Origin of the sequence: Amycolatopsis ponsaeliensis, assembly GCF_030182635.1 — a bacterium.
GTDB classification, from domain to species: Bacteria; Actinomycetota; Actinomycetes; order Mycobacteriales; family Pseudonocardiaceae; genus Amycolatopsis; species Amycolatopsis ponsaeliensis.
Genome location: NZ_JAPZLD010000009.1, coordinates 62,684 through 80,499, shown reverse-complemented (window position 1 = coordinate 80,499; position 17,816 = coordinate 62,684). Strand labels below are relative to the sequence as shown.

General features: G+C 67.7%; 25 protein-coding genes, 1 tRNA gene and 1 pseudogene. 11 read left to right on the top strand and 16 right to left on the bottom strand.

Annotated elements, in window-relative coordinates; genetic code table 11:
• Positions 1 to 34: 34 nt before the first annotated feature.
• The 5 genes from QQ657_RS15495 to QQ657_RS15470 are packed head-to-tail and all read left to right on the top strand — an operon-like array spanning position 35 to position 1,848.
• On the top strand, positions 35 to 535 hold the full coding sequence (locus tag QQ657_RS15495) for a MogA/MoaB family molybdenum cofactor biosynthesis protein (RefSeq protein ID WP_013230045.1): 501 nt from the start codon (positions 35 to 37) through the stop codon (positions 533 to 535).
• Between the two features lie 59 nt (positions 536 to 594).
• The gene (locus QQ657_RS56725) at positions 595 to 993 is read left to right on the top strand and encodes an aldo/keto reductase (protein ID WP_350310681.1); all 399 of its coding nucleotides are present in this window, start codon (positions 595 to 597) and stop codon (positions 991 to 993) included.
• Positions 876 to 1,364 carry an aldo/keto reductase gene (locus tag QQ657_RS15480; protein WP_350310680.1) on the top strand — a complete coding sequence of 163 codons (489 nt, stop codon included), beginning with the start codon at positions 876 to 878 and terminating at the stop codon, positions 1,362 to 1,364. Before QQ657_RS56725 ends, QQ657_RS15480 begins: the two co-directional genes overlap by 118 nt.
• Entirely contained in the window at positions 1,361 to 1,627 is a 267-nt protein-coding gene (locus QQ657_RS15475; RefSeq protein WP_284742833.1) for a YxzC family protein, read from the top strand. Before QQ657_RS15480 ends, QQ657_RS15475 begins: the two co-directional genes overlap by 4 nt.
• Before the next feature lie 47 nt (positions 1,628 to 1,674).
• Complete coding sequence (locus QQ657_RS15470; RefSeq protein ID WP_284742832.1) at positions 1,675 to 1,848, top strand: hypothetical protein; 174 nt, start codon at positions 1,675 to 1,677, stop codon at positions 1,846 to 1,848.
• A 6-nt stretch (positions 1,849 to 1,854) separates the two neighbouring features.
• Here the strand turns inward: QQ657_RS15470 and mscL are convergent, their stop codons facing one another.
• From mscL to QQ657_RS15450, 4 genes are all read right to left on the bottom strand, one after another.
• Positions 1,855 to 2,268, bottom strand: a complete 414-nt coding sequence (gene mscL / locus QQ657_RS15465; protein ID WP_284742831.1) for a large conductance mechanosensitive channel protein MscL — start codon at positions 2,266 to 2,268, stop codon at positions 1,855 to 1,857.
• 29 nt (positions 2,269 to 2,297) lie between these two features.
• Entirely contained in the window at positions 2,298 to 2,927 is a 630-nt protein-coding gene (locus QQ657_RS15460) for an SAF domain-containing protein (protein WP_284742830.1), read from the bottom strand.
• Positions 2,928 to 3,058: 131 nt separating this feature from the next.
• Entirely contained in the window at positions 3,059 to 3,370 is a 312-nt protein-coding gene (locus QQ657_RS15455; protein WP_284742829.1) for an FmdB family zinc ribbon protein, read from the bottom strand.
• An 86-nt stretch (positions 3,371 to 3,456) separates the two neighbouring features.
• The gene (locus tag QQ657_RS15450; protein ID WP_284742828.1) at positions 3,457 to 4,047 is read right to left on the bottom strand and encodes a 5-formyltetrahydrofolate cyclo-ligase; all 591 of its coding nucleotides are present in this window, start codon (positions 4,045 to 4,047) and stop codon (positions 3,457 to 3,459) included.
• Between the two features lie 24 nt (positions 4,048 to 4,071).
• Between QQ657_RS15450 and QQ657_RS15445 the strand changes: the two genes are divergently transcribed.
• The 6 genes from QQ657_RS15445 (at position 4,072) to QQ657_RS15420 (ending at position 8,450) form a co-directional block, all read left to right on the top strand.
• Positions 4,072 to 4,977 carry a UTP--glucose-1-phosphate uridylyltransferase gene (locus QQ657_RS15445; protein ID WP_284742827.1) on the top strand — a complete coding sequence of 302 codons (906 nt, stop codon included), beginning with the start codon at positions 4,072 to 4,074 and terminating at the stop codon, positions 4,975 to 4,977.
• Complete coding sequence (gene glp, locus QQ657_RS15440) at positions 4,974 to 6,251, top strand: molybdotransferase-like divisome protein Glp (protein ID WP_284742826.1); 1,278 nt, start codon at positions 4,974 to 4,976, stop codon at positions 6,249 to 6,251. The genes QQ657_RS15445 and glp overlap by 4 nt, the downstream gene beginning before the upstream one ends.
• The gene (locus tag QQ657_RS15435; RefSeq protein ID WP_284742825.1) at positions 6,251 to 6,919 is read left to right on the top strand and encodes a GNAT family N-acetyltransferase; all 669 of its coding nucleotides are present in this window, start codon (positions 6,251 to 6,253) and stop codon (positions 6,917 to 6,919) included. Before glp ends, QQ657_RS15435 begins: the two co-directional genes overlap by 1 nt.
• 162 nt (positions 6,920 to 7,081) lie before the next feature.
• Positions 7,082 to 7,918, top strand: a complete 837-nt coding sequence (gene sepX, locus QQ657_RS15430) for a divisome protein SepX/GlpR (protein WP_284742824.1) — start codon at positions 7,082 to 7,084, stop codon at positions 7,916 to 7,918.
• A 53-nt stretch (positions 7,919 to 7,971) separates the two neighbouring features.
• A tRNA-Ala gene (locus tag QQ657_RS15425) sits at positions 7,972 to 8,047 on the top strand.
• A 151-nt stretch (positions 8,048 to 8,198) separates the two neighbouring features.
• Positions 8,199 to 8,450 carry a hypothetical protein gene (locus QQ657_RS15420; protein ID WP_284742823.1) on the top strand — a complete coding sequence of 84 codons (252 nt, stop codon included), beginning with the start codon at positions 8,199 to 8,201 and terminating at the stop codon, positions 8,448 to 8,450.
• Positions 8,451 to 8,675: 225 nt separating this feature from the next.
• Here the strand turns inward: QQ657_RS15420 and QQ657_RS15415 are convergent.
• From QQ657_RS15415 to QQ657_RS15360, 12 genes and pseudogenes are all read right to left on the bottom strand, one after another.
• Positions 8,676 to 9,830 (bottom strand): annotated as a pseudogene (locus QQ657_RS15415) (recombinase family protein); the annotation flags it as partial.
• A gap of 29 nt (positions 9,831 to 9,859) precedes the next feature.
• A complete protein-coding gene (locus QQ657_RS15410; RefSeq protein WP_284742822.1) occupies positions 9,860 to 10,315 on the bottom strand; it encodes a recombinase family protein in 456 nt (151 codons plus the stop codon).
• Positions 10,316 to 10,492: 177 nt separating this feature from the next.
• Positions 10,493 to 10,807: a hypothetical protein gene (locus tag QQ657_RS15405; protein ID WP_284742821.1), complete on the bottom strand. Its 315-nt coding sequence runs from the start codon at positions 10,805 to 10,807 to the stop codon at positions 10,493 to 10,495.
• Between the two features lie 108 nt (positions 10,808 to 10,915).
• Positions 10,916 to 11,953, bottom strand: a complete 1,038-nt coding sequence (locus tag QQ657_RS15400; protein ID WP_284742820.1) for a DNA-methyltransferase — start codon at positions 11,951 to 11,953, stop codon at positions 10,916 to 10,918.
• Positions 11,950 to 12,711 (bottom strand): replication-relaxation family protein, encoded by a 762-nt coding sequence (locus QQ657_RS15395; protein ID WP_284742819.1) that lies wholly within the window; start codon positions 12,709 to 12,711, stop codon positions 11,950 to 11,952. The genes QQ657_RS15400 and QQ657_RS15395 overlap by 4 nt, the downstream gene beginning before the upstream one ends.
• Positions 12,712 to 12,889: 178 nt before the next feature.
• On the bottom strand, positions 12,890 to 15,052 hold the full coding sequence (locus QQ657_RS15390; RefSeq protein WP_284742818.1) for a type IV secretory system conjugative DNA transfer family protein: 2,163 nt from the start codon (positions 15,050 to 15,052) through the stop codon (positions 12,890 to 12,892).
• Between the two features lie 530 nt (positions 15,053 to 15,582).
• Positions 15,583 to 15,750, bottom strand: a complete 168-nt coding sequence (locus QQ657_RS15385; protein WP_284742817.1) for a hypothetical protein — start codon at positions 15,748 to 15,750, stop codon at positions 15,583 to 15,585.
• Between the two features lie 58 nt (positions 15,751 to 15,808).
• On the bottom strand, positions 15,809 to 15,940 hold the full coding sequence (locus QQ657_RS15380) for a hypothetical protein (protein ID WP_284742816.1): 132 nt from the start codon (positions 15,938 to 15,940) through the stop codon (positions 15,809 to 15,811).
• A gap of 26 nt (positions 15,941 to 15,966) precedes the next feature.
• Entirely contained in the window at positions 15,967 to 16,212 is a 246-nt protein-coding gene (locus QQ657_RS15375; RefSeq protein WP_284742815.1) for a hypothetical protein, read from the bottom strand.
• A complete protein-coding gene (locus QQ657_RS15370) occupies positions 16,212 to 16,457 on the bottom strand; it encodes a hypothetical protein (RefSeq protein ID WP_284742814.1) in 246 nt (81 codons plus the stop codon). Before QQ657_RS15370 ends, QQ657_RS15375 begins: the two co-directional genes overlap by 1 nt.
• Positions 16,457 to 16,762: a hypothetical protein gene (locus QQ657_RS15365; protein ID WP_284742813.1), complete on the bottom strand. Its 306-nt coding sequence runs from the start codon at positions 16,760 to 16,762 to the stop codon at positions 16,457 to 16,459. The genes QQ657_RS15370 and QQ657_RS15365 overlap by 1 nt, the downstream gene beginning before the upstream one ends.
• A gap of 58 nt (positions 16,763 to 16,820) precedes the next feature.
• The gene (locus tag QQ657_RS15360) at positions 16,821 to 17,234 is read right to left on the bottom strand and encodes a hypothetical protein (RefSeq protein WP_284742812.1); all 414 of its coding nucleotides are present in this window, start codon (positions 17,232 to 17,234) and stop codon (positions 16,821 to 16,823) included.
• Between the last annotated feature and the right edge of the window lie 582 nt (positions 17,235 to 17,816).

The window sequence follows — 17,816 nt, the reverse complement described above, 5'->3', positions numbered from 1 at the left end:
CGCCGGGTACCCGAAACCGACTACGGTGGGCGCCATGGAACGGAGTGCACAACGGCTGGGCCGGGCCCTCGTGGTCATCGTGGACGATCGCGTGGCGCACGGCGAGCACGAGGACACCACTGGCCCGCTGGTCACGGAACTGCTCGAAGAAGCGGGTTTCATCGTCGACGGTGTCGTGGTCGTCGAGGCCGAGACCGCGGGTATCCGCAACGCGCTCAACACCGCCGTGATCGGCGGCGCCGACCTGGTGATCACGGTCGGCGGCACCGGTGTGCTGCCGCGTGACCGCACGCCGGACGCCACCGCCGGGGTGCTCGACCGGCCGATCCCCGGCATCAGCGAGGCCATCCGGGCGTCCGGGCTCGCCGCCGGAGCCGTGGACGCGGGGATTTCGCGGGGGCTCGCCGGGGTGTCGGGGAGCACGCTGGTGGTCAACCTCGCCGGATCGCGGTCCGCGGTGCGCGACGGGATGGCGACGCTGACCTCGCTCGTACCGCACGTGATCGACGAGCTGTCGGGCCTCGAAGAGGTCTGATCCCTTCGCACTTCCGGATCGGCGGAGACCTGGAGGTGCGCCGCCTCGGCTTCGGGGCGATGCACCTGCCGGTGGACTCCGCGCGAGACCAGGCGATCGCGGTCGCGCGGCGGGCCGTCGAGCTGGGTGTCACGCTGATCGACACCGCTCACCTCTACGGCGGCGGAGCCAACGAGGAACTGCTCGCGTCGGCGTTGTACCCCTACCCGGACGAGCTGGTGATCACCACGAAGGTGGGGTCGCGCGCACCGGACCCGGCGGCGAGTGGCGGCTCGACGCCCGGCCCTCGATCTTGCGTGAGCAGGTCGAGCAGGCCCGGCGCCGTCTTCGGGTGGAGCGGATCGACCTGCTCCAGCTGCACCGCATCGACCCCGGGACGCCGCTCGCCGACCAGCTCGGCACGCTGCGGGAGCTCCAGATCGCCGGGAAGGTCGGGCGGATCGGGCTGTCCGAGGTGACCGTCGACGAGCTGGCCCGCGCCCGGGAGCTCGCCGAGATCGTCAGCGTGCAGAACCGGTACAGCGTGCTCGACCGGGAGCACGAGCCGGTGCTGCGGGCTTGCACCGAGGCGGGTATCGCGTTCCTGCCCTGGCGGCCGGTGGCTCCTGCGGCGGCCAGTCCCGCACTCGCCGGTGTTGCTGACGAGCTGGGAGCCACCGCAGCCCAGGTCGCGATCGCCTGGCTGCTGGCGCGCTCGCCGGTGATCCTGCCGATTCCGGGGACGGGCCGGATCGCGCACCTGGAGGAGAACGTCGCCGCGGCCGAGGTCCGGCTGAGCGGGGAGCAGCGGGAGCGGCTCGACGCCCTCGTCGAGGGCGGGACGTCGTGAACGGGCCGGATCTCGGCGAGATCGAGGCCTGGTTCGACGGTGTTCTCTCCGGACGGATCACCCGCGACGCGGCCGACCGCTGGGCCATGCGGTTGCTCAGCGACGACTTCGCGGGCCGGATCGATCTCGACGAAGATCAGCTGTGGGCGCTGGAGCTGCTCGGGGGCATCGACCTCCCTGATGGGCCGGGCACCGGGTTCCTGCACGACGACGACCAGATCCGCGGATGGCGCGACGAGGTGCGGGCACGCCGCCGCCTTTGACGTTCGCTCTGGAGTTGTCAATCAACGCGTCGTGGGAGACTGGGGGCATGTCCGGTCAGCAGCGTGACCCCAAGGCCAGCAGTGAGCGGCGCCGGCGGGTCGATGAGATCTTCGGGGACGTCCTGCCCGAGACGACCTCCGACGAGCGCGATCCCGACCGGCGCACCGGACTCCCGGACGACTGGTACCGGGAGAACCGGCCGCCGCACCACGATCGCTGATCCCGCTCAGCCGCGGCCGTTGTCGCGCTGGGCCTGGGCTCGCAGCAGGTCGCGGATCTCGATCAGCAGCTCGACGTCGGTCGGCTCGGACGGGCCCGGCTCCTGGCCGCGCTTGCGGCGCTCCTGGACGTGCTTCACCGGCAGCACGATCACGAAGTAGACGACCGCCGCGACCAGCACGAAGTTGATGGCCGCGTTGATCACGCCGCCGATGTCCAAGAACGTGGCTTTGTTGTTGTCGAAGATCTGGTAGCCGAGGCCCTGCGCGGCGTCCGTGCCGCCGATCGTGCTGATCAGCGGCTTGATGAGGCCGGTGGTGAACGCCGTGACGATGGCCGTGAACGCCGAGCCGATGACCACCGCGACGGCGAGGTCCACGACGTTGCCGCGCATCAGGAAGTCCTTGAAACCCTTGAACAACTTGCTCTCCTCACGAACAGGGGGGTGGGCTAGCGGAGAGTAACCGTTACCGGACGCTCCAGTGAAATCGCCGCCACCCTCGTCGCGATCGCCGCCGGGAGCCGGAGCAGTACGAGCGGACCTTTCGCCGCGGACGCCTCCCGCTGTCCGACCGCCACCACCGTCGCGCCGCCGGCCAGCACGGACGCGGGCACGCCCGGTTCCGGCGCCGCGACGACGTCCACGCGTCGGCCGGGCTCCAGCAACTCGGCGACGCCGGCGTCGGCCAGGCGCACCGGCACTGTCGCCGCCGTGGGATCACCCGAGCCGGGGATGGTCGTCGCCAGCCGGACGTCGGTCAGGGGTTCGCCGGCGCGGACGGCGCCCGCCAGCAGGCGGCCGTCGACGCCGTCCACCGTGCTCAGCACCCCCGCCGGACGTGTGGAATCGGGCAGGTCGGCCAGCCGGACGTCGAGAGCGCGCAGAGCCGCGCCGGAGGGGAGGTCGTGCGCCGCGACGACGGTCGGAGTCGTCGGTGCGCCCCGTGCGGAACCGGGATGCGCGAACAGCAGAGCACCGGCCAGCAGCAGGCCGGCGGCGAGCCAGCGGCGGACGAGCCGAGCCCGCCGGCCTCGCAGCCGGGTCAGATCAGGAGTGCGGAACTTCGCCGCCAGGTCCACGGTGCCCCCTCGGTCGGATCGGGTGCGGCGGTGTGCCGCACGAGATCGACGTTAGGGAAGCCGGACCGGCCGCCGGAAGGGCCGGATCCGGCATCTGTGGACAACCGGGGTGTTGTGGACAACCTCGCCGGTCAGGAGGCCGCGGCGGTGGTTTTCGTCGTACCCGAGGAGGAGGATGCCGAGCTCGTGTCGGACTTGGACTCGGACTTCGACTCCGTCTTGGTCTCGGTCTTCGCCGGGGTCGCGGTGGTGCTCGACTTGCCCGATTCGCGCGAGTCGGTGCGGTAGAACCCGCTGCCCTTGAAGACCACGCCGACCGAGCTGAACACCTTGCGCAACGTGCCGGAGCACTGCGGGCACACGGTCAGGCTGGGGTCCGAGAACGACTGCACGGCTTCGAACCGGTGGTCGCATTCTTTGCAGGCGTACTGGTACGTAGGCACTGAGGGCTCCTTTGCTGGCACTCATCCGACCAGAGTGCCAACTCAATTGTGCTTGAAGACATTCCCCGAAAGCAATTCCTGCTTGCTCACAGCGGCAGGTCGAGCACGCCGCGAGCAGGGGTCAGGACCCCGCTCATGCGCACGTCGTGGGGTTCCCCGGGCAGCCGTCCGACCAGCTCTTCGTCCCGGACGACGGCCAGCAGCGGCACGCCGGCCGCGGCGAACACCAGCGAGCGATCGTAGTGGCCGGCACCCCGCCCGAGCCGGACGCCCCGGTGATCGACGGCCAGTGCGGGCACCAAGATCAGCTCGGCCGCCCCCACGGCCTCGGTACCCAGGCGTTTCCCGCCCGGTTCGCGGATCCCGCGGAACCGGGAGGGCACGAGATCGGCCTCGCCCGTGTACTCGGCCCAGTCGAGCGGGTCCGCCCGCGACACGATGACCGGCAGCAACACCCGCGCGCCGCCGGCCGCGAGCGCGTCGACGAGCGCCGTCGTCCCCGGTTCGGTGCCGAAGGGCAGGTACGCGCACACCGTCCCGGATGTGACCTTCGACACCGCACTGACCAGCGCCGAAGCTTCCCGGGCGTGGGATTCGGCGGTCTGGTCCGCCCGCGCGCGCGTCAGCCGGTCACGCCACTCCGCCTTGCTCAGGTGCTCATTGCCCAGCGCGTGCATGACCTCACGTTAGGCTCTGCGCCCATGACGGGCGCCGCAACCACCCAGACGTTCAGAACCGCCATCGTGCCGGCCGCCGGCCTCGGGACGCGCTTCCTGCCGGCGACGAAGGCCGTGCCCAAGGAACTGCTGCCGGTGGTCGATACGCCGGGGATCGAGCTGGTCGCGGCCGAAGCTGCCGCCGCGGGCGCGGAACGCCTGATCATCGTGACTTCACCGGGCAAGGACGCCGTCGTCCGCTACTTCGAAGAGCAGCCCGAGCTCGAGAAGAACCTCGAGGCCAAGGGCAAGATCGAGCTGCTCGAAAAGGTGCGTCGCGGGTCCGGCCTGCTCGCCGTCGAGACCGCCATCCAGGAGCAGGCGCTCGGCCTCGGCCACGCCGTCGCGCAGGCCGAGCCCAACCTGAAGCCGGATGACGAGGCCGTCGCCGTGCTCCTGCCGGACGACCTCGTGCTCCCCACCGGCGTGCTCGAGCGGATGGGCGCGGTGCGGGCGCAGTACGGCGGCAGCGTGCTCTGCGCGTTCGACATCCCGAAGGCCGACATCTCGCCGTACGGCGTCTTCGACGTCACCGACACCGACGACGCGGACGTCAAGCGCGTGCACGGGATGGTCGAGAAGCCGAAGCCGGAGGACGCGCCGTCGACGTACGCCGCGGCCGGGCGCTACCTGCTCGATCGGGCGATCTTCGACGCGCTGAAGCGGATCACGCCGGGTAGCGGCGGCGAGCTGCAGCTGACCGACGCGGTCGCGCTGCTGATCTCCGAAGGACACCCGGTTCACGTCGTCGTGCACCGCGGCGGACGCCACGACCTGGGGAATCCGGGTGGTTTCCTGCGCGCCGCGGTCGATTTCGCGCTTGAAACGCCCGAGTACGGTCCATCTTTACGGGCGTGGCTGACGGAACGGATCGGGACAGAACGCCCATGACGGAATCCCTCGACGCGGCACCGCCCGAAGTGGCCGGGGACGAGACCGTGCTGCGCTCGGTCGACGCGCAGATCTCGATGACCTTGGACGCCGCCGTCCGGCCTCAGCCGGTGCGCGTGGCGATCTCCGAGGCTCAGGGGCTGCTCTGCGCCGAGGAGGTCGTCGCCGAGCACGCGCTGCCCGGCTTCGACCAGGCCGCGATCGACGGTTACGCCGTGCGCAGCGTCGACGTGCGCACCGCCGGGCAGGAGCCGGTGCAGCTGCCGGTCGTCGGGGAGATCGCGGCGGGTTCGCGCCAGCCGCGGCGCCTGCAGCCCGGCCAGGCCGTGCGGGTCGACACCGGCGCGCCGCTGCCGACGCTGGCCGACGCGGTCGTGCCGCTCGCCTACACCGACGGGCACCAGGCCCGGGTCACCGTGCACCGCTCGGTGCCCTCGGCCGGCTACGTGCGCCGGGCCGGCGAGGACGTCCAGATCGGCGACGTCGCGGTGCGCCGCGGCGACACGATCGGGTCGGCGCAGGTCGGCCTGCTGGCCGCGGTGGGCCGGGCCAAGGTCCTCGTCTACCCGCGGCCGCGGGTGTCGATCGTGTCGGTCGGCGACGAGCTGGTCGACATCGACCGGACGCCGTCGGTCGGCCAGGTCTACGACGTCAACTCCTACGCGCTCGCCGCGGCCGCCCGGGACGCGGGCGCCGAGGTCAGCCGGGTCGGCATCGTGCCGAGCGAGCCGAAGCGGCTGCGGGAGATCGTCGAAGGCCGGCTGCTGATGTCGGAGATCGTCGTGGTCGCGGGTGGCGCCGGGGGCTCCACCGGCGACGAGGTCCACGCGGCGCTGTCCGATCTCGGCCGGATCGACATGACGCGGGTCGCGATGCACCCGGGTTCGGTGCAGGGGTTCGGCAGGCTCGGCCCCGACTCGGTGCCGACGTTTCTCATCCCCGGCAACCCGATGAGCGCGCTGGTCGTGTTCGAGGTGCTGGTCCGGCCGCTGATCCGGACGGCACGCGGGACGCGCAACCCGCACCGGCGGATCGTCGGGGCGCGGCTGCTGTCGCCGATCACGTCGACCGAGGGCCGGCGCGGCTTCCTGCGCGGCCAGCTCCTGCGCGACGAGGCCAACGGCGAGTACCTGGTCCAGCCGCTCGGCCAGTCGGGGGCGCACCTGCTCGCGTCGCTGGCCGAGGCGAACTGCCTGATCAACGTGCCGGAGGAGCTGACCGAAGTCCCCGCGGGCGAGCAGGTGCAGGTCACCTTCCTGGCGCAACGGGCCTGATGAACTCCGTGTCGGGGTTGTCCTACCCGGTCGAAAGCCGGCACCCGGGCTGGCCGGCCCGGCTCGGCCCGCTGCGGGTGCCCGCCGGGGAGGTCGTGATCCGGCCGGTGCGGCTGCGCGACGCCGCCGAGTGGAGCCGGATCCGGCTCCGGGACCGGGCCCACCTCGAGATGTGGGAGCCGACCGGCGTCGGCCCGTGGCCCGAACGCAACGCTTTCTGGTCGTGGCCGTCGCAGTGGGCGGCGTTGCGGTCGCTCGCTCGGCGCGGTCAGTGCCTGCCGTTCACGATCACCCTCGACGGACGGCTCGCGGGGCAGATCACTGTGGGTAACGTCATCCGGGCGTCGCTGCGGTCCGCCTGGATCGGCTACTGGGTGTCGTCCGACGTGGTCCGCGGCGGGGTCGCGACGGCCGCCGTCGCCCTGGTCACCGACCACGCCTTCGGCCCGGCCGGGCTGCACCGGCTGGAGGCGACCGTGCGCCCGGAAAACGCCGCCAGCCTGCGGGTTCTCACCAAGGCGGGCTACCGGCAGGAGGGCCTGTTCGAGCGCTATCTCGACGTCGCGGGCGCCTGGCGGGACCACTACTGCTTCGCCGTGACGCGCGAGGAGACCGGCTCCGGGCTGGTGTCGCGGCTGGTCGCGGCGGGCCGGGCCGAGTACGCCTGACGGTCATTACCCACCCGGGTTCGTGAGCGCGTTACCACATGCTGTGAGATTCACCTAATCCGGTGAGGCATTTCCGTGATCCAACCCGGCGAGCCTCCGTCCGATCTGTTACTCCTGTGACTAGCGTGATTTCAGGTGAAGGATCGGGGGAGGTGACGGGAGATGCCCAGCTCCGTGATCATCGTCGCGCTCGCCGCGGCATGGCTCGTCGTTCTCGTGCCCATGGTCGCGCGTCGGCGGCAGCAGGTGGCCCATACGGCCGACTCCGCGCTGGCGGCCAGGGTCGTACGCAGTGGACGCAACGAAGACCGGGAGGAATTCGCCATGTCCGAGGAGACCGTGAAGTCCCGGCCATCGGTCGAGGACGACCTCGCGGAGCTGGAGGCCGATCTCGAGCTCGAAGACGACTACGAGGAGCCCGAGCCCGAGCCGCTCCCGCAGCCGACCCGCGCCGAGCGAGCGGAACGGGCCGAGCGCGCCGGTTACCGCCCTGGTCGAGGCGGCTTCGACCCCGAAGCGGCGGAGATCGCGGCGCGGGCGAAGTACGGCTTCCGGCAGCGCATCGTCGTCATCCTGCTCACGATCGCGGTGATCACGGCCGCCGTCGCCGGGTTCGTCATGCCGCTGGTCTGGTGGGGCCACGCGGCGGTCGACGTCGTGCTCGTCGGCTACCTCGTGTACCTGCGCCGTCAGGTGCGGATCGAGGAGGAGATCCGGCAGCGTCGCCTGGCCCGTTTCAACAGCACTCGCGCGCCTCGCCGCCCGGCACCGCGTCCTCCGGTTCAGGAGGACACGATCGAGGACGACGACCCGGTCGAGGAGACCGAGCGCGTCGAGGTGGTCGAGCCGGTCCGCCGGGAGGTCGTCGAGCGCCGTCCGTCGCCGACCGCGCGGGTTCGCCGGAGCGCGGTGGTCGTGGATCTGGATGACGAAGACCCGGCTTTCGAGGAGCTCGACGAGCCCGGGACCGGGCCTTATCGGCGGGCTGTCGGAGAGTGACCCCCTCCGTAACGTGCTCGTAGGGCACTGCTAAGCTCTACGAGCACGAACAAGGGGCTGTAGCGCAGTTGGTAGCGCGTCTCGTTCGCATCGAGAAGGTCAGGGGTTCGATTCCCCTCAGCTCCACCAGAAGGTCCTTATTCAAACACCGCCCGGCCGCGATACGCGCGCCGGGCGTGTTCGTATCCACACGGTCTGTCATGGCGACCGTTTCGCCGAACGTCGCCCGGAGTACGTCAGTCGGACTTGTTCGCGTGGCCTCGGCACCCGGCGCGAGAGCGTGACCAGCGTCCAGCAGCGCGGTGAACGGTTCGGTCATGGCGGCGCGCTCTACGGTCCCGTCTTCGCGGATGTACAGCTTCTCGAAGAACCCTTGGTTGATCTGCCGCTTCACGTGGTCCGGCGCGGTGAGGTAGGCCCGCTCGCAGTGGCTTGCGGCTACCAGGGCTCGGCTGAGCGTGTCTTCGACGTCGGCGGTGGATACTTTGGCCACCTTGATCTGCACCTCGGCCTCGGCCAACGCGCGGGTTAGGCGCTTCATCTCGGCGGCGAGCAAGTCTTGCGGGATCGCCCCGGCGTAGTGAGCTTGAAGCAGCTTTTCGCGCTCGTCCTGAACCCGGCGTTTGCGCGAACTGGCCTGTTCTAGGCTGCGGGCCGCCTCGGCTTGCTGCGTTGCCAACTCCTCGTGAACCGTCGCGCGGATCAGCTCGGCGTGCTGAGGCGCAATGTGGAACGTGCCGTAGAAGCGGGCCACCGCCTCTTCGACGCGTTCGGCGCGGATGGCTCGGCGGATGCAGTTGTTGACTTTGGTCTTCTTCTTGACGCACATGAAGTAGTCGTATGCTTCACCGCTCTTGCCCCGGTTGCGGGAGAAGATGAGACGCCCGCCGCAGTCTGAACAGTAGATGGTGGAGCGCAGATAATGGTTGTGAACCCGCTCCTTGTCGCCTGTGTGGTTGTGGGCCGCCAAGATAGCTTGGTTAGCAAGCCAGATGTCAGGTTCGACCAGGGGTTCATGCTTCCCCTCGTAGTGAATACCTTGGTAGCTGACCACGCCCATGTAGTACGGGTTGGCCAAGATCTTGTACATCGTCGTGAGGGAGACGGGCTTGGCTGGACGGCTCGGCGTTGGCCTGCTCGTGAGGCCCTTCGTCTGGGCCGTGAGTGTTAGGTCAATGGCACTCCAGCGGCCGGTGGCGTACTCCTCAAGGCACCAGCGGATGATCTCGGCACGCTCAGGGTCTTGCTCGACCCACGAGAACTCAACACTGCCTCGCGTCTCGCGGCGGTTGAGATAGCCGAGCGGTGCCCGAAAGGGCGTGCCTCCCTCTTGGGCCTTGCGCACGAGTCCCTTCATGACCTCTTGGGCCAGGTTGCCCGAGTAGAACTGAGCAATCTCGGCCATGAGGCCATACAACAGCCGGCCGCTGGGGGTGTCGTCGATGTTCTCCGTGCAGGACACCAGCTTGACGCCGTGCTTGCGCAGCATGAGGTTGATCGCTATGTCGTCTTCGCGGTTGCGGGCCAGCCGGTCGATCTTGTGCACGATGACGTAGTCCGGCCGGATGGTCTTGATGTCCTTGAGTAGCTTCTGTAACTGCTCGCGGTCTGCTGATCGGGCCGACTCGCCAGCGTCTACGTACTCTTCATGCACGGTGGCACCCAGCTGCTGGGCCTTGGTGTAGCAGGCCTCACGTTGCGCCGGGATCGAGTAGCCTTCCGCGCCGCCGCCTGTCCGTGCCTGTTCCTTTGTGCTCACGCGCAGGTAGATAAATGCTATGCCTGTACCGTGTGGCGACTGCGTCGAAGCAGGCGTGCTTGTTCTCGTGTGACCGGCGCGTTGGATCGCGTCTAGCGCCGCTTGTCTGGCGGACTTATCAGGGATCGGGTTTGGATTCTGCTTGCTGGTCATGATGACCTCCTCTCGTCGGTGGTTGTTGTTCAGTGGTCGCCGCACTCTTCGCCGGTTGGCTCTTCGGTGTCGCTATCGACGAGCTGCACCGATCCGATGTAGCTAATGAGCTGCTTAGCGTGCTCGTCCACCTCGTAGTGCGGCGCAGACGCAATCTCCAGCCGAGAGCCGGCCTTGGCGATCGTCCAGGCAATGCTGGCGTAGCGCGCCACCTTGCGGGCGATACGGTCATGGTCGAACGTGATGACGTAGTCCGGCATCAGGGTGGCGAGGTTGTCGAGAAGCTTGGCCAAGCTGGGCTGGTCGTCGAGGTTGGCTGTGCTGCCGCGATCGACGTACTCGCCAAGTACCCGCAGGTCTAGTTCGTTGGCTCGCTGTTGGCAGACGCTTCGTTGCCTGGCTAGGCCGCTGAAGATGTCTCCGGCCCGACCGCTTCCAATGCGCAGATAGAACACGGCCGTGAGCGCTGGTTGGTCTTGACTCATAATCGCCTCCTTTTGGCTTCGTGAAGGTATTAAATAATTTCTCCTTAATCATTTTCTCAGCCTTTCTTGTAAGTGCCAAGAAAGGTATTCCTATCCTTATTTAGGAAATCCTGATTAGGGGGTGGTACTGGATGGCTGCGGTATGCGGCCATCCAGTACCGGGCGACGCGCGAGCGATTACTCGCTGGTCGCGCTCTTGCGGCGGGTCGGCGTCTTCGGGGCCTCTTCCGGCTTGTCCGGCGTCTCGCCGAACAGGCCTTCGATGGCTCCGCGCCGGGCAGCCGCTTCACGCTCGATCTCCTCAAGCGCGGCGGTGGCCCGGGCGGCGAAGTCCTCCTCCTGCCGCTTGGTGGAGACGTACAGCTCGACGGCTCGCAGGGCCGCATCGGCCAGCGAGATCCGGTCGAGCTGAGCAACAAGGGTGAACTGCGCGTGCAGCGCATCGGGCAGCTTGATGCCCAACGTCTTCACCCCTGGACGTGGCTCGCTCATGACGAGCTCCTTTCTCGGTGTTGGTGGGACCGCTCACGCCAGGCAGACAGATGCCTGCAAGCGAAAACTTGAGCAGCCCCACGCCACCGACAAAGCGGTGTTCCGGACTCATGCGGCCAAGGCCGCCTGAGTCCGGTGGGCCGTAAGACGCGCCTCGGCCAAGGCGGCGTACGCCTCGTTGAGCTCGATGCCAACCCAGTCCCGGCCGTACGTCTCGGCGGCCACCGCGACGGTGCCTGCACCCATGAACGGATCGAGTACGCGCCCCGGCCGGAACTGCCGGTGCGGACAGCTCGGGGCCAGTGGCCCCGTGGCCAGCTGCCGCCCGTTCACCATCTGGAGCCTGCGACGCCAGGGCAGATCGCAGACGTCGCAAACGCGTTCCGGGCAGGTGGTCAGGAGCGGACGACGGATGAGCGCCAGTGGGAAGGTGGCGAAGTGCGCGCCCCGGTAGCTGCCGGTCGGGATGGTCCAGACGTCACCCGGGCTCTTGCCGAGTGGGTGACTGGCCAGTCCCGTGGTCTTCATCTCGGCAAGGCCCTGGTTGAGGTCGACCCGGGGGCTGGTCCCGCCGTTCAGGGACGGCACGGCCTCGCGCGTCAGGTAGGTGCGAGCTGCGGTCCGCGCGGAGCCGGCGTTCTTGGTGCGGGCGGGTTCCCGCACCGCGTCCAGGTCGAAGAAGTAGCGCGGCTGCCGGGTGAACAGAAACAGCAGTTCGTGGCTGGTGGTGAAGCGGTCTCGCACGCTCGACGGAGTCGGGTTCGGCTTGGCCCAGATGATCTGGTTGCGCAGCAGCCAGCCAGAAGCAGTCAGGCGCAGGGCGACGCGCTGCGGCCCGAGCAGCAGGCTCTTCTTCGCTGCGCCCTCGCGGTCATGGCGACTGAAGCCGTCGCCGAGGTTGAGCCACAGACTGCCGGTCGGCGTGAGCACGCGGGCGAGCTCGGCGCAGACGGCGGCGATGGTTTCCGCCCAGGCGTCCACCGTGGACTCCGCTCCGATCTGTCTGGGATTTTGGTAGTCGCGCAGCGCCCAGTACGGCGGGGAGGTGATGACGCAATCCACCGACGCGTCGGGAAGTTGCGCTAAGCGCTCACGTACGTCGCCGATGAGAATCCGGCGGATGAACTGGTCGGGGGTCAAGGTCATTGGGCACCTCCTTCGTCGTTGGGAATGGCAGTCAGGTGGGTAACGGCCTCGTCCGCCAGGCAGACAGCGAACAGGCCCTGGGCTTCGGTGGGCAGACGGCGGATGACGCTCTGGATGGCGTCGCGGCGGGCCGGGGTCGGCACCGTCCACCAGGTACGGGGGAACACCTCATGGCGGGCCTGCTCCAGGCCGCTGCGCCAGTAGCTGATATAGACGTCAAGCTTGCGGTGGATCGTCGGCAGGCTCTCGGTCGCCATGTCGACTTCCACGAAGCTTGTCAGCTCGTAGCCGTCCCGCTCGACGTGTACATGGGCGTCCGGCTTGAGCGTCAGCGGCACCCCGCCCGGTCCGGGGAATGTGCGCCAGCACTGCGGTTCGGCGGCGAAGTCGAGCCGGGCGGCTGGGTGCTCGCGGCTGAACTCGGTCAGCTGGACGTGTAATTCCGTAATGGCCAGCGTGTGATCGGCAAAGGCGGGCTTGGTCTCGACGACCCGGCGGTGCCGCTTTGGGGTCGGGCTGTCAACATCGAGCACCGCCAGTCCCAAGCCCGTCAGGCCGTAGACGTAGCCCTGGCTCCCGGCTCGCACGCCACCGACGCGCCGCCGCAATCGGACGACGAGCCCGAGGCGGTGAAACCGGGCCAGCGCCGCACGGGCTTTGCGAGCTTGTGTCTCCGGCTGTCCTCCGGGGAAGTGCTGACGCAGCACCTGTCCACCCGTCATGAGCCGCAGCGTCTGGAGGTCGGCCAAGATCGCCAAGTCCCGTTCACTGAGCCGGGCCGCCAGCCGTCCGGCGCGACCACGGCCATTCATCTGACACCTCGGGGAGTGGCTACGTGTCGGCGGCGGCAACCGGGCATTCCCGCACGTCGGGGTGATTTCGACACCAGCGGACCGGTACGGCGAGCGGTAGGGCTGGTGAAGCTGTCGCGCGCGTTCACTGGCTGGTTCTCCGCACCCCGATCGGCCCGTCCGGCGGAGCCTGTCCGGCCCACCGGTTCAGTAGCGCGGCGTCAATGGCGGCCGGGTCGGTGCCGAAGCGCTCGGCGCTGGTGCGGCGCAGCTCGGCCGGATCACGTAGGGCGTCTGACAACGCCGGGGTGACGACCTCGAAGGCGGCCTTCGCGTTCCCGTCAACCGTCGTCTTGACGGCGGCGTGATGCGCGCCGAGTCCCATCAGGTCGTCCGGGGTGACCGGCTCGCCGAGTACTCGGGCCAGAGGTCGAGCATCTTCCTCCGCCGGCCGGAAGACGACTTGCGTGCCGAGGTTGGCGAGAGCGGCGCTGCGCAGTGCGGGGGATAGCTGACCAAGGTTCTGGTGGGCTGCCACGAAGTTGACACCCGCGCCCCGGGCGCGGGCCAGCGCATCACCGAAGTCGAGACCGGCGGTGAACGTGTGCCACTCATCCACCATGACGGTGACGGGACGGCGGAAGGCGGCGGGCCGGGTGGTCTGGCGCTGGACGAGGTGCCAGAGGTGCTGGAGCAACAGGCTGCCAAGCAGGCTGGCGGCTTCAGGTCCGAGCAGCCCGGCATTCAGGCTGACGAGCAAGATGGTCGGGCGGTCGAAGACCTGAGCCAGATCGAACTTCGGTGCTGGTTGACCGAGCAGATGCCGGATAGCTGGCCGCGCGGTCCAGGCCGTGAGCTTGTTGCGCACCGGCATGACGACCTGCGTTCGCTGTTCGTCCGACAGCTTGTCGAACCAAGCCAGCCAGGGCGAGACGGTTAGCGGGTCGCCGACCTTGGCGGCCACTGCCCGTCGGTAGGCGGCGTTGCCGAGGATGGGCAGCACATCACACAACGTCCCGTCGTCCAGTCGGGCTGCGATGAGCAGAGCGTGGAGAAGGATGTCATTTGACCTCGGGCCGATGGCTGACCCGAAGACGTCGCGCAGCAGACCGAGTACAGCATCGGCACGTCGCTCGGCGTCGTGACGCGGACCGGCCAAGGGGTTGAACCCGATGACCGGCCCGTCCGTGCCGGGCTCGATGATGATCACGTTGCCGTGATCGCCGAGCCGGGCGGCGATGTCGGTCACCAAGTCGGACTTGGGTTCCAGGACGACCACCGAGCCGCCAGCCTGGGCCTCGCGGACTGCCCAGTGGGTCAGCAAGGTGGACTTACCCCGCCCGGTCGGGCCAATGACGTGACTGCCGGTGCTGTAGCTGCGGCGAGGCAGCCAGACGCCTTGACCGCGGGAGGCCGGGTGCGTGCTGATGCCGACCGGACGGTCCGCGGTGGCCGGCCTGGGCGGCGTGTCGCGCAACAGGCTCGGCGGGACGAGAGCGAACCGGCCTGCGCCGCCTGGTACGTCAAGGCCGCCAAGGCACCAGCCCATCATGACGGCCAGTTCGGCGGCGTTGGCGATGCCCGACCACGAGCGCATCCGGCCCATGACCTGATACAGCTGGGCGGCCGTCTTGCTGGATTGCGGGCTGGCGTACAGGCGGCTGTGCGACCCGCTGACGAGCGACAGGGCCGATACCGCCGGGCGCAGCAGCTCAGCCGCGCGGCGGGGATCACCTGCCACAGCTCCAACCCGGCCCCGAATGCCGAACAGCGGTTCAGCCAGCTTCTGCTTCCAGGCTCGCTGTTCGTCGCCGGACGGTTCGCGGCGAGTGGCGAAGCCGAGCAGTTCGAGCGGCGACTCTGGTACCGGTACTTGCGTCCTGGCCTGGGATGGGCCGACCACCCACTGAACGGTGACGGCTTCTCCGGCGCGCAGTTGGCGTTGCGCCTGGAAGAGCCCGGCCGTCACAGCGCGAGCGGTCGTCACGCGCAGCGGGTAGATCAGGCTGGTGAGGCGAAGCTCTCGCGCCGTCACCGGGGCCGGCCGGGCCGGTTGGCGAGACTCCGTCAAGGTCAGCTGCGGCAGCTGGGCTGCCAGCTCACCGGGCAGCGTGCGGGCCAGCTGGGGTTCCACCCCGACCAGCCATTGCACGCGATCGGCATGGAGGCAGACCTCAAAGACGACCAGCGGTTGCAGGTGTCGCAGGCCGTGATGGGGGCGGGCTGCCAGCACGCGCACCATCTGCGTCAGGTCGTCGTAAGCGGCGTCCCGCGGCGGCACGGCTTCAAACCAGGTCAGCTCAATCATGGCGGGCCTCCTTCTGGGCACCGCCGGCGGCGGGCGGACTGGTCCGGCGTTCAGCGGCCAGCTCGTGACGAGCCAAAGCGATGCAGGCTCGGGAAAGCAGCCGAAGTGCCGGGTGGGCGCGCTCTTGCGCCGTGACGTGAACCTCCCTGTTTGCGTAGTGATGAGACATAGAAAAACCCTCCTTCCGGGACGTGCCCGGAACGAGGATTCGTGTGCTTGCATACCGAACAGAAACCAGCCTTGACGCTAAAAGTGTCAGGCGTTTCAATAAGGAAGCACAGTGGTACCCGTTCGCGGGCTATTGTGTGATTCACCTGAGACGCGTCGTCAGTTCCGGCGCTTGACCGCATGGAAGATGTTCACGCATCTTTCTTGCATAGTCGGGACTGCTTCGCACTCAGGCTTTTTATTATTCCGGAACTATACAATTACAAGCAAGCCATTTTTCCACATGCAAATTACCGACCGGCGGCCTGTTTTTCTAGAGAAACGCCACAGGAAAGTTGACGAAAAAGTCTGTAGGGTAGCTCTCAATAGGTGCGCGGAAGGCTGTCTTGAAGACCTGACAGTGTTGACACCGGCTGGACCTTGAGTGTCTCAATGTTGCGCCGAAGTGTCTTGAAAAACTCGGCACTCATAGTCAGCTCGGCATTTTCTTGACGCTTGCCGACGATTTTCTTGCGCGAGTTTCTGGGCATAGCTGTCCTCCTTTTCGTTTAGAAGATTGACGCCGCGTCCGCCTGGGAGGTGCGTCGTCTAACGTTTCACTACCGTGATGAGGACCGCCACCGCCAAGGCGAACAGCAGTAGCGGCACGAGCATGGCGGCGACCGGCTCAAACACGATGATGCCGACACTGACGAGCGTGAAAAGGGCGAGCAGCTGCATCGGCCGCCGCTCGCCTCGACGGCGCGTCATCGTCGCCTGCTCGCGATGACCCAGCCCAGTCCGGCCAGGATCAAGATGGCCGCGATGGGGCCAAGGGCCGGACTCAGGATGCTGATGAGCGTGCTCCAGCCCTGATCGAGCGCGTTCATGAGCCAGGGTGGCAAGACCGGGCGCAACACGAGCTCGGTCAGGCGCATGACGATGCCGAGGAGCAGGAGCCCGGCCAGAACGCCGAGGCACCGCCCGATGATCGTCACAAGGACGGGTCGCATTACCGGCCTCCGGCCTGGCGCTGGCGGTCGGTGGCGTCAAGCAGGGCCTTGGCCTGTCGCCAATGCGCAGCGGACAGCCGTACGCACTCGCGCAGCATCTCTCGATCAGTGGCGGCAAGCTGCCGATAGATACGCCAGCGCCGGCGAAACCGATCCCAGGCGTCCCAGGCCAGCATCCAGCCGATGAACAGCAGCACCAGGACGAACACGACGCCGAGGCCGGCCGCGACGTACAGCCACGTCATCACAGCGTGCCCATCCTGCGCACGGTGGATCGGGCCACGTGCACGTAGTCGTCCACGAAGCCGGACAGGCGGTCCGCGATCACCGGGTCGCTGGCGGCCAGGCGCGCTTCAAGCGCCGACAGCAGCGAGGCACGCGTCATTGCCTCGGCGGCGACGTAGGCGACCGCCTGAACGTGGGCGGCTCCCACCAGTCCGTTGATCTGGGGCTGATCGACCTCGGTCTGTACGGCCCGCGTCAGCCGCCGCCGTGGCGGCGTCAGCGGGACCAGCTCAACGGCCTGCTTGGCCGGAACGAGTTCAGACATTTCCTCACTCCTCTCGATAGAAGAAGCCCGACGCACCTCACGTCGGGCGCGCGGCCGTTTAGTACGGTCGGTTGGCAACTAGCGACTGGTATGACTCTTCGATGTCGGCGAGCCGGTCCATCACGTTGAAGTGGAACTTGGCTGCCAGCGCGATCTGCTGCGCGATCTCGCGCACCGGCTGCTCAACGCTCTTCAGAGCCCACAGGCCCCAGGTCGCGCTGTCGCGCGGCACGGTCATGTCCTCCGCAAGCCAATCGGCGGAAGGCGGCCAGCAGTTCATCTCCCAGTCCAGGTCGAACATGCTGTGGTCGTACAGCTTGAGCACGTCGGCCCAGGCTTGGTCGAGTGACAACACGGGTTCGTGTGCCGACTCTCCGTACGCCCGGATGAGGCGGTTGCCGATGACGCATATCTCGTCACGCAGCGCCGTAATGTTCCTAGCCCGGTACACCCGGGAAGCGATCTTGGTCATCTGTGCTCCTCACTCGAACCCGCGTCTGGCGGGGTGGGCTGCGTGCCCGTGTGAATAAGGAGAACAAAGCCATTTACTACCCACTTCGCCATGGATTTCTACGGAACCGGACGAATCGGACGCACCTGCAGAGTGGTTGCCTATGGGGCTGTGGGATGATGGTCAGTCCCCGAGTTGAGGAGGCGAGGCTTAGGCGATGAGTTAGATCAACAACCCCTAGTTGATCATAGTGTGCTGCTTCGACGAAGAAACACGCTGAATCCAGCGAAACCTACGACGAGAGGAGGGTTGAACATGAAAGAGTGTCTCAAAAAGAGAGTTACCGCGCTGCGGCCTGATTGACGACTCTTCGTCAGCTGGTGTTGGCTGGCGAAGGGTGCTTGAACCCGCGGACGCCGGAGTGGATTATTGGGCAGATTGCCAAGCTGTTGAAAGGCAAAGGGTTGGGCCCATCGCAGGTCGACTGCTATCCGGTAGAATTGGTTGACATCATGCGGCCACCGCAAGTGTCTTGCGACGAAAGTCCTCAGCAGCGACGGGAATGGCTGAAATCTTTCATCGAGGGATTGTTGCGCGAGACAG